At 54.7% G+C, this 13,035-nt stretch carries 11 protein-coding genes; 8 read left to right on the top strand and 3 right to left on the bottom strand.

Annotation, left to right across the window (positions count from 1 at the left end; genetic code table 11):
• Positions 1–96: 96 nt before the first annotated feature.
• Positions 97–1,785, top strand: a complete 1,689-nt coding sequence (locus MT343_RS04425) for a phytoene desaturase family protein (RefSeq protein ID WP_145469687.1) — start codon at positions 97–99, stop codon at positions 1,783–1,785.
• A gap of 153 nt (positions 1,786–1,938) precedes the next feature.
• Here the strand turns inward: MT343_RS04425 and MT343_RS04420 are convergent, their stop codons facing one another.
• The 3 genes from MT343_RS04420 to MT343_RS04410 all read right to left on the bottom strand — a co-directional run bounded on the left by MT343_RS04420 (position 1,939) and on the right by MT343_RS04410 (position 5,201).
• A complete protein-coding gene (locus tag MT343_RS04420) occupies positions 1,939–2,364 on the bottom strand; it encodes a copper chaperone PCu(A)C (protein WP_186435956.1) in 426 nt (141 codons plus the stop codon).
• An 84-nt stretch (positions 2,365–2,448) separates the two neighbouring features.
• The gene (locus MT343_RS04415; RefSeq protein ID WP_186435957.1) at positions 2,449–4,437 is read right to left on the bottom strand and encodes a bifunctional diguanylate cyclase/phosphodiesterase; all 1,989 of its coding nucleotides are present in this window, start codon (positions 4,435–4,437) and stop codon (positions 2,449–2,451) included.
• Between the two features lie 2 nt (positions 4,438–4,439).
• A complete protein-coding gene (locus MT343_RS04410) occupies positions 4,440–5,201 on the bottom strand; it encodes a transglutaminase-like cysteine peptidase (RefSeq protein ID WP_225692235.1) in 762 nt (253 codons plus the stop codon).
• A gap of 69 nt (positions 5,202–5,270) precedes the next feature.
• Here MT343_RS04410 and MT343_RS04405 point away from each other — a divergent pair, with 69 nt between their 5' ends.
• The 7 genes from MT343_RS04405 (at position 5,271) to purH (ending at position 12,812) form a co-directional block, all read left to right on the top strand.
• Positions 5,271–6,872: a diguanylate cyclase gene (locus MT343_RS04405; RefSeq protein WP_145469690.1), complete on the top strand. Its 1,602-nt coding sequence runs from the start codon at positions 5,271–5,273 to the stop codon at positions 6,870–6,872.
• 134 nt (positions 6,873–7,006) lie between these two features.
• A complete protein-coding gene (gene aroQ, locus MT343_RS04400) occupies positions 7,007–7,456 on the top strand; it encodes a type II 3-dehydroquinate dehydratase (RefSeq protein WP_145469691.1) in 450 nt (149 codons plus the stop codon).
• Between the two features lies 1 nt (position 7,457).
• On the top strand, positions 7,458–8,348 hold the full coding sequence (prmA, locus tag MT343_RS04395; protein WP_145469692.1) for a 50S ribosomal protein L11 methyltransferase: 891 nt from the start codon (positions 7,458–7,460) through the stop codon (positions 8,346–8,348).
• 9 nt (positions 8,349–8,357) lie between these two features.
• Complete coding sequence (locus tag MT343_RS04390) at positions 8,358–9,644, top strand: DUF3426 domain-containing protein (RefSeq protein ID WP_145469964.1); 1,287 nt, start codon at positions 8,358–8,360, stop codon at positions 9,642–9,644.
• A 147-nt stretch (positions 9,645–9,791) separates the two neighbouring features.
• Positions 9,792–10,781 (top strand): tRNA dihydrouridine synthase DusB, encoded by a 990-nt coding sequence (gene dusB / locus MT343_RS04385; RefSeq protein ID WP_145469693.1) that lies wholly within the window; start codon positions 9,792–9,794, stop codon positions 10,779–10,781.
• A 50-nt stretch (positions 10,782–10,831) separates the two neighbouring features.
• Positions 10,832–11,110 (top strand): DNA-binding transcriptional regulator Fis, encoded by a 279-nt coding sequence (gene fis / locus MT343_RS04380; RefSeq protein ID WP_444875579.1) that lies wholly within the window; start codon positions 10,832–10,834, stop codon positions 11,108–11,110.
• 70 nt (positions 11,111–11,180) lie between these two features.
• Positions 11,181–12,812 (top strand): bifunctional phosphoribosylaminoimidazolecarboxamide formyltransferase/IMP cyclohydrolase, encoded by a 1,632-nt coding sequence (gene purH, locus MT343_RS04375; RefSeq protein ID WP_145469695.1) that lies wholly within the window; start codon positions 11,181–11,183, stop codon positions 12,810–12,812.
• Positions 12,813–13,035 lie beyond the last annotated feature (223 nt).

Raw genomic sequence — 13,035 nt, 5'->3', positions numbered from 1 at the left:
TGTGGTCGGGATAATCTGACAACCATATGCAACTTTTTGCATAGATAAATCGTAATAACAATAACAAAACACCAGCCCCATCCGGAGGAGCACCCCATGAGCAAGGTCAAAGTAAGAACCGGCACCCGCTTTCGCGCCAATCGCGCCGACAGCCATTACGATGTAATTGTTATTGGCTCCGGCATGGGCGGCCTGACTACCGCGGCCTTCCTGTCCTTACTGGGCCAGAAAGTCGCGGTTCTTGAACAGCATTACACTGCCGGTGGCTTTACCCATGCTTACGACCGTGAAGGTTTTGAATGGGATGTCGGCGTGCACTACATCGGTGAAGTGCATAAGCCCTCTACCCTGCGCCGGGTATTTGATGTGGTCAGCGAAGGACGCCTGCAGTGGGCGGAAATGGAACCGGAATACGACCGCATTATTCTCGGCAAAGAAGAATATGGTTTTGTTGCCGGTCGGGATAACTTTGCCGCCATGCTGAAAGAACGCTTCCCAGAGGAAGCTCAGGCGATTGATCGTTACATCGAACTGATCCGTGAAATGAGCCGCAAGACCCCGCGTTTTTTTGCCGGCCAGGCGATGCCCCCCTTACTTGCACGGGCCTATAACCTCATTCGTCCGCTGCTTCTGCCGAAAGAATTTTTCCAGACCACCCGTGAAGTGCTGGAAAATCTCACCAGCAATCAGCAATTAATTTCGGTACTGACCGGCCAATGGGGCGATTACGGTCAGACGCCTACCGACGCCGCCTTCATCATGCACGCTTTAATCGCCAAGCATTATCTGGCCGGTGGCGCCTATCCGGTTGGCGGCGCTTCGGCTATTGCCCGCACTATTATTCCGACCATTCAGAAATCCGGCGGCGAAGTCTTTACCTACGCTGATGTCGACGAAATCATCGTGCGTAATAACCGCGCCTGTGGCGTGCGCCTGGCCAATGGCACCGAGCTGACGGCCGGTCGCGTGGTCAGTAACGCAGGCTTCTGGAATACCACCCAGCGCCTGCTGCCCGCCGATGTGCGGAAAAAACTGGGCACCGAACGCTGGGCCAAACAGGTGCAGCGTTCAAGCGCTCATTATTGTATTTATGCCGGCTTTGAAGGGACTGCCGAAGAACTGGGCTTAAACACCACCAACCTGTGGATTTACCCAAGCGCCGACCACGAAGGCAATCTGCAGCGCTACTATGACGATCCGGAGCAGGAATTTCCGGTCGTATATATTTCCTTCCCATCGGCCAAAGACCCTGACTGGAACAACCGCTTTCCGGGTAAATCCACCGTCGAAATTGTCACCGTGGCCAAACACGAATGGTTCAGTCAGTGGAGCGGCAGCACCTGGAATCAGCGTGGCGAAGAGTACGACAATATCAAAGCCCGCGTCAGCGAGCGTCTGCTGGAAAAACTCTACCAGCGTCTGCCGCAGTTACGCGACAAACTGGTGTTTCAGGAATTATCCACACCGTTGTCGAGCGACTGGTTCCAGAAAAGCACGGCCGGTGAAATCTACGGCCTTGATCACTTTGTCGATCGTTTTAAAAAGCCGTTTCTTCATCCGATCACACCGGTTAAAAACCTCTACATGACAGGTGCCGATGTGATGACCGCAGGCGTGGGTGGCGCTTTAATGGCGGGCATGATGACCGCCTGTGCCATGCAGGGACGTAAAGCCGGAGAGGTATTAAAACTGCTGAAAGAGTGGCAGCCACCTCAGCCTGATGAAACGGAAACCACCAAAGAAACAACCGCCAAGAAAAATGCCGGGCAAACTGAAACAGCCTGAGCTGGCAGTGTTTTAACGACAATTTATCGTTCCCATGCTCCACATGGGAGCCTGATGATGGATAATAATAAGCAATAAAAAAACGCGCCCTGTAAATATTCCTGATGAATACTTAATGGGCGCGTTTTTTGTTGGGTTTAAATGTCGGGGAATTTATTTAAGACTGCGTAACTCAGCGCTGGCGGTCTGACACTCACCATCATCGAAACACAGGGTTAATGGCAGCGGTGCCGTCAAAGGTAACTGCAACTTAAACAACATTAAATGCAAACCACCGGGCTGCAGGCTCACGGTTTCGCCGGCCGGGATAGTCAGTGACTCCAGCTGACGCATACGCATCACGCCGTTATCATGCAAGTGGGTGTGTATTTCAATAATTCCCGCCCAGTCAGCACTGACACTGATCAGTGTTTTATCGGTGGCTGACGTATTAGTGAGCGTCATAAATGCTGCACTCATATAGCGCCCGGGAATGGGCTCTCGCACGTAAGCACCGCTCACATCCAGCGGTTGAGACAACGCTATTACAGAGCACGTCAGCCCCAACAGCAATACCAAAACAGCAGTCATATTACGCATAATAATTTCTCCGCACGACAGCGTATAAACTGGGCGCATTGTACTGGTTACAGCCTATGGATACAGAGGCAAAATGTCGCAGCTTTAGTCATCGTCTGCCGGTAATTGCCAGGCATGAGCATCTGCCAGTGTCGCCAGCGGCTTGCTGAAGAAATAACCGCTCATGCCATCCACACCGGTCTGGCGCAGCACGCTGACATCATCGGCTTCTTCAATACCTTCGCCAAGAATCAGCAGATCCAGGTTGTGGGCAATCTGCACCATCGACTGGATAAAGAAACGATGATCCTGCGCCTGATGCAGGCCGCGGTTAAAGCTGCCATCAATACGGATATAATCCAGCGGCAAACGCTGCAGGTAAGCAAAGGCCATGCTGCCGGTACCCACCTGATCAACGCCAAGAGTTACGCCAAAAGGTTTCAGCTGTATAGCCAGCCGGGCCAGAGCAGTTTCGATACCGGTCAGAGATGATTCAGGTACTTCCAGTGCAATATGAGCCGCCAGCGCAGGTGAAGCGCGGAATAACTCCACCAGCCACTGGTGGAACTGTTCATCCAGGACTGAGGCCGGCGAAATATTAATGCAATAGCGAATACCTTTCTGCGGGGCATGCTGCTCCAGTAAAGCCAGTACCTGGGCAACAATACTGGCATCGTAACGGGCAGCCAGCTGATGCTGTTCCACCATTGGCCAGAACCGTGCCGCCGACAACGTTTCCCCCTGCCAGACGATACGGCTGAATACTTCAAACTGCAGCAAGCGGCGATTGCGGTTGCTGATCACCGGCAAAAACTGCAACTGCAGCGCTCCCGCCTCCAGAACACCGGTCAATAACTCGCGCCACTCACCGGCCGTCCACTCCTGAATCCCGCTACTGCTATCGCTGCGGTACAGCTGTGCGCGGCCTTCCGGTGAGCGCTGCGCCTGGCGTAAAGCCGCATCAGCACAACTTAACGCCTGCACAGGATCGTCCTGCACACCTTGCAGAAACACGCCACCAAGATGAAAAATCAGCTCTTTGCGACGCGACAGAACACTGGTCGCCAGCTGACTGAACATTTGCTGCAATAAGGCATCGGCCTGAGCCTGATCAGCACAGGGAATATAAAGCGCAAAATCACTGCCGGAACGGCGACCAGTGAACGCTGCGGGATATTCCTGCAAACAGCGTTGCAACCCGGCTCCCAGCATGTGCAGAACGTCATCCACCAGCTGCCGTCCCTGCGACTGATTCAGCTCGCTCAGATTCTGCAGCTGCAGCAGCATCAGCACACCACTGTGCTCTTCCCCGCGCTGCAGAATATGTTGCAAACGCTGGTCAAAGCCACGACGGTTAAGCAAACCGCTGACATTATCGTTAAAGGACTCAGCCCGCAGTTGCTCGGTCATCGCCGATTGTTCGGTGAAAATGCTTTGCAGCTTCTGCACCATTTTGTTCATCGCCAGAACCATGCGCCGCAGCTCACGTGGGCGCGGAATCTCGGTCTGTACCTGCCACTGCCGTTCACAGATGGCCAGCGCCTGACGCTCGACCCGTACCAACGGCCGGAACAGCCAGTTCAGCAGCAACTGCAACAGAACCAGCGTAATCACCAGCACCCACGAGAACCAGATCAGCTCGGCGCGCACCATCGCCCACAGATCGCGGTAAGCAAAATCACTGTGACTGACAACACGTACAGTTCCCAGACGCTGCCACTGGCGGGTAACATCCGCTTCCGCCGGAATCATTTCCAGCCCAACCCAATGCATAAACCAGCGCGGCGCTGGTAAATCCCCCGGCGTATCGCGGCTGCGGCGATAGATGGGCTCATCGTCGACCCGCTGCAATTCGATCTCTGCAAAAAAACCACGGTCAAACAGCACATCCATCAGACGGGTTAACTGCACCTCGTCATCAGCCGCTACCTGAGACATGGATAAAGCCAGAGAAGTCGCCGCATCATAAGCCCGGGCATTCAGCTGCTGCTGAAAATAATCACGGCCATTCATAACCATCACCAGCAGATTACCAGCCAGTAAAATAACAACCAGCAAACCGGTGAGCAGGGAAAATTGTTGTCGCAATGTCATTGTTATAAGTCCATTCCCAGTTGGTTCATGCGGACACGTAAATCTGTCCATAAATCGAGCTTATTCGGATTCCCCATACGAATCCCTTCGCCCTTCATACGCTCCAGCCACATACCATCGCCATTAAAACTGTAAACCGGCGATAAATCACCGCGCTCACTGGCCGGAGCAATAATGCCGATCAGATTATCCAGCACCAGAGGTACCGCATCCGGCGTGGGAAAATAGGTTAACACCATGTGCGCCTGATTCAGACGGATCGCCTTCACATAAGTGATGCGCAGTTTACTGGTATCCACGCCCAGCTTGCGCAACGAGTAATATTTGGCAATCACATAGTCTTCACAATCGCCGCCATCACTGCCCAGAGCTTCATAAGGTGTGGCCCAGTAGTCATCCATGCCCCAGTGTTTTTCATCGCTGACAAAGCGCAACTTGCGGTTAAAAAAATCATTCACCCCTTTAAGCTTGTCGGCCTCGGTAGCGTCCGCCAGTCCATGTAAAACCTGTCGCCAGGCGTCAATCCGCGCCGCCGCAGGAGCGTCATACTGCTGCTGCGCCTTTTGGGTCAGAGACTCAGGGACCCAGCCTTCAGTATCCGCATACAGTCTCTCCTGCCCGGAAAAATGCCAGCACAACGAAACAAGCAACACCCATGGCAGCCACCTGAGGTAGTCCGGCTGACGACGGGAGCAAAACACAATGATGGAGAAATCCATGCGCAGACAGGCAACCAACAGATAAAAATTGTTACCATTAAGCATAGACAGACAACATGAGTCCGGCGCAGAAACTGCTACTCTTAGAACATCTGTAGCTAAGAAGTAACACTGATGACGGATAACCTGAGCCCTGCCGCCCGCCTAAAACAACACTTCTCCTTCCGGGTTATTAATCAGGTTCGTCAGGTTATTGATCTCTGGCGCCAGCTGCCGGCACAGCACTGGAGTGCTGAGCGCATGATGGATTTCACCCTCGCGGTAGAAAAGCTGGTGCGTTTTGCACAACGTTTTGAAGCTGCCCGGCATGAAAAACTGGCCCGTCAGTTATTATCCACGCTGGCCCATATCGCCGTTGGCCACAGCCCCGACAGTGCCCAGCTGGAAAGCCTCAATCAAACAATTATCGCCCTCAGTAAAACGGCATTACGCCATACCGACGATAAAAACGCAGACACCCTGATTCCGGAAAAAAAGCCGGTTTATATTGCCCTCAGTAATACCGACCACGCCCTGACCATGGCCGAGCAGATGCAGTACTTTGGCTTACGTCCTGAGCTGCAGCGCACCGCCCATGACTTTGCCCAGGCACTGGAACGACGTCATCCCGCGGCCGTGGTGCTGGATCTCGACTTTGCCGGACCCGGTCAGGGACTGGAACTGGCGCAGAGCCTGCAGCAAAGCCGTGAAAATCCGCTGCCGGTACTGTTCACTTATCGCGAAACACCGCCAACGCTGGAACAACGTCTGGCGACTCTGCGCAACGGTGGCCTGGGAATTTACGAAGAAATGGACGTACAGTCGGTCATCGGCCATCTGGAAAACCTGCTCGACAGCACCCCCGATGTGCCCTTCAAAATTCTGATCATCGACGACTCCCGCGCACAGGCGACCCATACCGCCAACGTACTGAATAAAGCCGGTATGGTCACTCAGGTCGCTAACGACCCTTTGCTGGTACTCGATGTTCTTAGCGGATTTACACCGGATCTGATCCTGATGGATATGTATATGCCCGGCTGTAATGGCATGGAGCTGGCTAAAGTGATCCGTCAGCAACGTGAATACATCAACCTGCCCATCATTTATCTGTCCGGCGAAGAAGACCGCGAACGCCAGTTAGCCGCCATGGCCGAAGGCGGTGATGACTTTTTAACGAAGCCCGTCGATTCCGGACATCTGCTTACCACCCTGCGTAACCGTGTCAGCCGTGCCCGCCAGCTACAGAATCTGATTGCCTGTGACAGCCTGACCGGCCTGCTGAATCACACCCACCTGCTGGGGGCCCTGCAGGATGCCATGCGCAAAAATGAAGATGTGCCTATCAGTTTTGTCATGGTCGACATTGATCACTTCAAACAGGTCAATGACCGTTATGGTCATCCGGCCGGTGATCTGGTGATCCGCAACCTGTCACTGTTCCTGCGCCAGAGCCTGCGCAAATCCGACCCGATCGGCCGCTATGGCGGTGAAGAGTTCGCCATCATCCTGCTCGACGCCACCGCCCAGCAGGCTCGCCAGATCATGGACGATATCCGTCTCAACTTTGCCAACCTGATTCATGATGGCCAGTCACTGCGCGTGACCTTCTCCTGCGGTATCGCCGAATGGAGTGGCCAGAGTATCAGCGAACTGGTCGCTGCCAGCGATCAGGCGTTGTATCGCGCCAAACGTAACGGCCGCAATCAGGTGCAGACCGCCGAGCAAGGCGAATAACCAAGCTATCCCCGCCAGAACTGGACGCTCGCCGGCTTTTTCGGCAAACTCGCGGGCTTTCGGGTCATATCGGCCGGCCTGCCTACAGGAGCCTGCCGTCTGCGATCCTATTTCTTCATTTCAGGGGAATCATCATGGCAAGCATTCTGGTATTGCAGGGGCCAAATCTGAATCTGCTGGGCAGTCGTGAACCGCATATATACGGGTACACAACCCTCGCCGATATTGAGCAGCAGCTGAGCCAGCACGCCAGCGCCGCAGGCTTTACCCTGGAACAATTCCAGAGCAACGCTGAGCATGAGCTGATCAACCGCATCCATGCCGCACGCACGGATGGCACGGCCTTTATCCTGATTAATCCGGCCGCTTTTACCCATACCAGTGTCGCCCTGCGCGATGCACTGGCCGGCGTTGCCATTCCTTTTATCGAAATTCATATTTCCAATGTCCATGCACGCGAAGCCTTCCGCCATCATTCCTATCTGTCGGATATTGCCGTCGGAGTGATCGCCGGACTCGGTGTGCAGGGCTATGACCTGGCGTTGCAGGCGGCTATCAGCCGTTTAAACGCGGAGAACGTATAACATGTCCTGGATTCAGATCCGTATTCACGCCACACAGGCCGATGTTGAAGCGGTTGAAAATGCATTACTGGCCGCCGGTGCCTTATCGGTCACCCTGCAGGATGACGCTGACCAGCCGATTCTCGAACCCGAGCTGGGCACCACGCCTATCTGGGATAAAACCCAGATCATCGGCCTGTTTGATGCCAATCAGGACAGCGATGCCCTGCTGGAGCAGATTGCCCTGATGTATGCCGCCGAAGGCGGTACTGCACTGCCTGAACACAAGCTGGAACTGGTGGAAGACAAAGACTGGGTTCGCGCCTGGATGGACGATTATCATCCGATGCCTTTCGGCAAGCGCCTGTGGGTCTGCCCAAGCTGGCGCGAGCCGCCACAAGCAGATGCCGTTAACCTGATGCTCGACCCGGGGCTGGCTTTTGGTACCGGCACTCACCCGACGACCGCGTTGTGTCTGAAATACCTCGACGGCGCGGTTGAAGGCAACGAACTGGTCGTCGACTACGGCTGTGGCAGCGGTATTCTGGGGATTGCCGCCCTGCTGCTTGGCGCAAAACATATGATTGGCGTCGACATCGATCCGCAGGCACTGACTGCCACCCGCGATAATGCCGAACGTAATGGTATTGATGCCAGCCAGTACGAAATCTATCTGCCGGAAGCCACGCCGGTAGTACAGGCCGATATGACGATAGCCAATATTCTCGCCGGACCATTAATGAGCCTCGCGCCGCACATGGCGGAACTGACCCGCAGCGGCGGCAAACTGGCACTGTCCGGCCTGCTGGCCGAGCAGGCAGACGAAGTCTCGGCCTGTTATGCTCAGTGGTTCATCATGAACCCGGCGGAACAAATGGGTGATTGGGTTATTCTTACAGGGATTAAACGTTAAGGATCTGTCATGGCTGTTCACGTAACCCGCTGCCCACATTGCCAGACCAGCTTTCGCGTTCGCGATGAGCATCTGAATGCTGCCCGTGGCATGGTGCGTTGTGGCTCCTGCCTGCAGGTTTTTAAAGCTGCCGAACACTTTATTCAGGAAGGCGCTGCGGCCGCGGTAGCCGTACAGCCCAAGACGGATACGGTAAAAGCCCCGGCGGTCCCTCAGGCCCGTCCAGCCAGTAAACCCGCCGCCAGTCAGCCAGCGATTGAAGAAGATGACGATGACACCGGTCTGATCCACGATGATATGGACGATGACCCTATCTCTGACACCCTCGCCGACGATCCGTTTACCGACTTCAATCTGCGCGCTCCCGAAAAGCAGAAACGGCCCAAACCCCGTATTGAACTGGAAATGGACGATTCTATTTTCAGCCTGCGTAACGTCAGCAACGACACCCTCGATTTCTCTGACATGGATGCAGAGGACGAAGGCAAAATTAAGGACGATGATGAGTCCTGGGCCAATGCCCTGCTGAACGACGATGACGACAGCATCCGGCAGATGAAGGAAGAGAAAGTTACTTCCTCACGCCTGAAACTGAGCGGCAACGACGAATTCAACTTCGACCTGCCACCACCGGAAGAAGATGACTTCCACGGTTTCCTCGATGACGAAGACGATACCGATCAGCACCATAACCGGAATGACTTCACCCTCGGCGGTGATGATGGCCTGCAAACCGAAACGCTGGAAATCAGCCTGCCGGCCAGCAGCATTGCCGGATTACAGGAAGAACCCCTGCAACTGGCCAAAAAGCGCCGTCGCAGACTCCCCTGGGGCTGGCTCACCGGGATCGTACTGATGCTGGTCGCAGCCGCTGCGCAGACGCTGTATTTCCAGTTCGACAACTGGGCACGCACCCCACAATGGCGTCCTTATTACGCTCAAATCTGCGCTGCTATGGATTGCCGCCTGCCGAAAATTCAGAACATCCGCGAGATGACAACTCAGCATCTGGTTGTGCGGGCACACCCTGACCTGCAGCGTGCGCTGGTCGTCGACACTCTGCTGCTGAATAAAGCGGCGTACGAACAGCCGTTCCCGGATCTCACTCTGGTATTCCGTGATCTTAATGACAATATCGTCGCCAGCCGCCAGTTTACCCCGGCTCAGTATCTGTCCGGTGAACTGGCAGGACAACACGATATGCCAAGCCAGGCACCGATTCATATCGCACTGGAAATTGTCGATCCTGGCCCGGAAGCCGTCAGCTATGCCATCCAGATTGTAGGCAACCAATAATTCCCGGCGGTCAAGCGGCCGCCGTCAGAATTTTTCACACTATTCATACAAAAGCAGCCAACTCCCCCTTTATTCAGCAGGGGGTTATGAGTATCATACCGCGACTTTTTCGCAGCACATTTTTTGATCAGATTTCAGCGGTTTCGCATGCCTTCGATTGGCCCTTACACACTACCCAATCCAGTAGTTCTGGCGCCAATGGCAGGGGTAACTGACCGTCCGTTCCGTCAGCTCTGCCGCCAGTTAGGTGCCGGCCTGGTGGTCGGCGAAATGGTGTCATCCAGTCCGGATGTACGCCATACGCGTAAATCACAGCTGCGTCTGGATCACACCGGCGAACCGGAACCGATTGCGGTACAGATCGTCGGCGGAGACCCGGAAATCATGGCTCAGGGCGCCATATTTAATGTTGCCAACGGCGCCCAGATCATCGACATCAATATGGGCTGTCCGGCCAAGAAGGTCTGTAACAAGGCTGCCGGTTCAGCGTTGCTGAAAGATGAAGCTTTGGTGAAGGACATATTACAGGCGGTCGTCGGCTCTGTTGATGTGCCGGTCAGCCTGAAAATCCGCACTGGCTGGGATCCGGACAACCGCAATGGCGTGCGCATTGCCCGTATTGCCGAAGACGCCGGCATTGTCTCACTGGCGGTACATGGCCGTACCCGGGCCTGTGGTTACAGAAATACCGTCGAATACGACACCATCCGCGCGATCAAACAAAGCGTTGGAATACCGGTGTTTGCCAACGGTGATATCACCAGCGCCCGCAAAGCCTTCGAGGTAATGCAGTACACCGGCGCAGACGGCGTGCTGATTGGCCGCGCCGCTCAGGGTCAACCCTGGATTTTCCGCGAAGTGGCCCACTATCTGGCCACCGGCGAAGAGCTTCCTGCCCCACAACTGCAGGAAGTCGAACAGATTTTATTAAGCCACCTGGAAGCGCTGTACGAGTTTTACGGCGACTTTCTGGGCGTACGGATCGCCCGCAAGCACGTCAGCTGGTACCTCCAGTATCAGAACGGCGACAGCGATTTCCGTACCCGCTTTAACCGGCTGGAAGGCTGTACCGAGCAACAACAGGCGGTGCAGCAGTTTTTTAAGGATACGATCCGGAAGAAGGAATTGGCAGCATGAACACCGATACATTGAACAGCGAAGTAATCGAAAGAAGGAAGGTTGAGACAGTGACCGATTCAGCAGACTTGCAGCAATATCTGCGCACCCCGTTAGAAGCGACACAAACCCTGCGCGACAGTGTGGAAAAAGCACTGCAAAACTACTTTGACCATCTTGATGGTCAGGCCGTAGTCGATATCTACGACATGGTATTATCCGAAGTGGAAGCCCCATTGCTGGAAACTGTCATGAAGTACACCCGTGACAACCAGACCAAAGCTTCCGTTGTGCTCGGCCTGAACCGCGGCACACTGCGTAAGAAACTGAAGCAGTACGGCATGCTTTAAGACTTATCCTGAATACTCAGCGGCTTTGTGGCCGCTTTTTCTTTTTTAAAAACATAGAAAACCTGACCATATGAGCAACTTTATTCCTGCCAACGAGATCCCCGCGGACATCACCCCTGTACGCCGAGCCCTGATCAGCGTGTCGGATAAAACCGGAATCGTCGAATTCGCCCAGGCCCTGCAGGCGGCTGGTGTTGAAATTCTGTCCACCGGCGGTACTTACAAGCTGCTGATCGACAACCAGATTCCGGCGGTTGAAGTATCGGATTACACCGGTTTCCCGGAAATGATGGATGGCCGGGTAAAAACCCTGCATCCGAAAATTCACGGCGGAGTACTGGGCCGTCGTGGTCAGGACGATGATGTGATGGCCGAACATGGCATCAACCCGATTGATCTGGTCGTGGTTAACCTCTATCCGTTCGCCGCCACCGTTGCCAAAGAAGACTGTCATCTGGCACTGGCGATTGAGAACATCGATATCGGTGGCCCAACCATGGTGCGTTCCGCCGCGAAAAACCACGCTTATGTGGGTATCGTGGTAAACAGCAGCGACTACAGCAAGGTGCTGGAAGACCTTAAAGCACACAACGGCCTGACCTACAAAACCCGTTTTGGTCTGGCGCTGAAAGCCTTCGAACACACCGCCGCCTACGACGGTATGATTGCCAACTATCTGGGCACCATCAACCAGAACGCGGAAGTACTGAGCACTGATAACCGTCTGGCCTTCCCGCAGACCTTCAACAGCCAGTTCATCAAAGCGCAGGACATGCGTTACGGCGAGAACCCGCATCAGAATGCGGCCTTCTATGTTGAAGCCAACCCGGCCGAAGCCTCAATCGCCACTGCCAAGCAATTGCAGGGCAAAGAACTGTCTTACAACAACGTGGCCGACACCGATGCTGCGCTGGAGTGTGTAAAGTCTTTCGTTAAGCCTGCCTGTGTGATCGTCAAACACGCCAACCCTTGTGGTGTGTCTGTGGTTCCGGAAGAAGACGGTGGCATCCGTAAGGCCTACGACCTGGCTTACGCAACTGACAGCGAATCCGCCTTCGGCGGCATCATCGCCTTTAACCGCGAACTGGATGCCGACACCGCCAAAGCCATCGTTGACCGTCAGTTTGTCGAAGTCATCATTGCTCCTAAAGTGAGCGCTGAAGCCGCCGCCGTAGTGGCCGCCAAGCAGAACGTGCGTCTGCTCGAATGTGGCCAGTGGCCAGCAGAACGTGCCGCCGGTCTGGATTACAAGCGCGTTAATGGTGGCCTGCTGGTGCAGGATCGCGATAACGGCATGATCTCCGCCGATGAACTGAAAGTCGTGACCAAGCGTGCTCCGACCGAAGCCGAACTACACGATCTGATTTTCGCCTGGAAAGTCGCCAAGTTCGTTAAATCCAACGCCATTGTTTACGCCAAAAACCGTCAGACCGTGGGCGTAGGCGCCGGTCAGATGAGCCGTGTAAACTCAGCCCGCATCGCGGCGATTAAGGCCGAACATGCCGGTCTGGTGGTTGAAGGTGCGGTAATGGCATCCGATGCCTTCTTCCCATTCCGCGACGGTATCGACAACGCCGCGGCTAATGGCATCAAAGCCATTATCCAGCCGGGTGGTTCGATCCGTGATGAAGAAGTGATCGCCGCAGCCGATGAGGCCGGCATTGCGATGGTATTTACCGGAATGCGTCATTTCCGCCACTAAGTGGGTTGAAAGCGATTGCGCTCGCTGTAGCGGCGTTATTTTTTGCCTCGGGATGCTCATGTAGGTCAACTACACTGCGCTCCCTCAGCAAAAAATGCCTTGCTACAGCGTCGCTCATAACGCTTTCTGACGCAGGGGCGCGTAAATGAAATAAAAATCCGTAGGAGCGGGCCATGCCCGCGACCTGATCGAGATATCGCGGGCATGGCCCGCTCCTACAATA

This window comes from Venatorbacter sp. C2-1, from assembly GCF_022832715.1.
Lineage (GTDB): Bacteria > Pseudomonadota > Gammaproteobacteria > Pseudomonadales > Oceanobacteraceae > Venatoribacter > Venatoribacter alkanivorans.
This window is presented reverse-complemented; position numbering and strand designations above follow the sequence as displayed.

Excerpts from the sequence above, each read along its gene's own strand:
- aroQ (WP_145469691.1), top strand. The coding sequence starts at position 7,007 with ATGGCAAGCATTCTGGTATTGCAGGGGCCAAATCTGAATCTGCTGGGC.
- MT343_RS04420 (WP_186435956.1), bottom strand. The coding sequence starts at position 2,364 with ATGCGTAATATGACTGCTGTTTTGGTATTGCTGTTGGGGCTGACGTGC.
- MT343_RS04410 (WP_225692235.1), bottom strand. The coding sequence starts at position 5,201 with ATGCTTAATGGTAACAATTTTTATCTGTTGGTTGCCTGTCTGCGCATG.
- MT343_RS04405 (WP_145469690.1), top strand. The coding sequence starts at position 5,271 with ATGACGGATAACCTGAGCCCTGCCGCCCGCCTAAAACAACACTTCTCC.
- dusB (WP_145469693.1), top strand. The coding sequence starts at position 9,792 with ATGCCTTCGATTGGCCCTTACACACTACCCAATCCAGTAGTTCTGGCG.
- MT343_RS04415 (WP_186435957.1), bottom strand. The coding sequence starts at position 4,437 with ATGACATTGCGACAACAATTTTCCCTGCTCACCGGTTTGCTGGTTGTT.
- MT343_RS04390 (WP_145469964.1), top strand. The coding sequence starts at position 8,358 with ATGGCTGTTCACGTAACCCGCTGCCCACATTGCCAGACCAGCTTTCGC.
- MT343_RS04425 (WP_145469687.1), top strand. The coding sequence starts at position 97 with ATGAGCAAGGTCAAAGTAAGAACCGGCACCCGCTTTCGCGCCAATCGC.
- prmA (WP_145469692.1), top strand. The coding sequence starts at position 7,458 with ATGTCCTGGATTCAGATCCGTATTCACGCCACACAGGCCGATGTTGAA.
- purH (WP_145469695.1), top strand. The coding sequence starts at position 11,181 with ATGAGCAACTTTATTCCTGCCAACGAGATCCCCGCGGACATCACCCCT.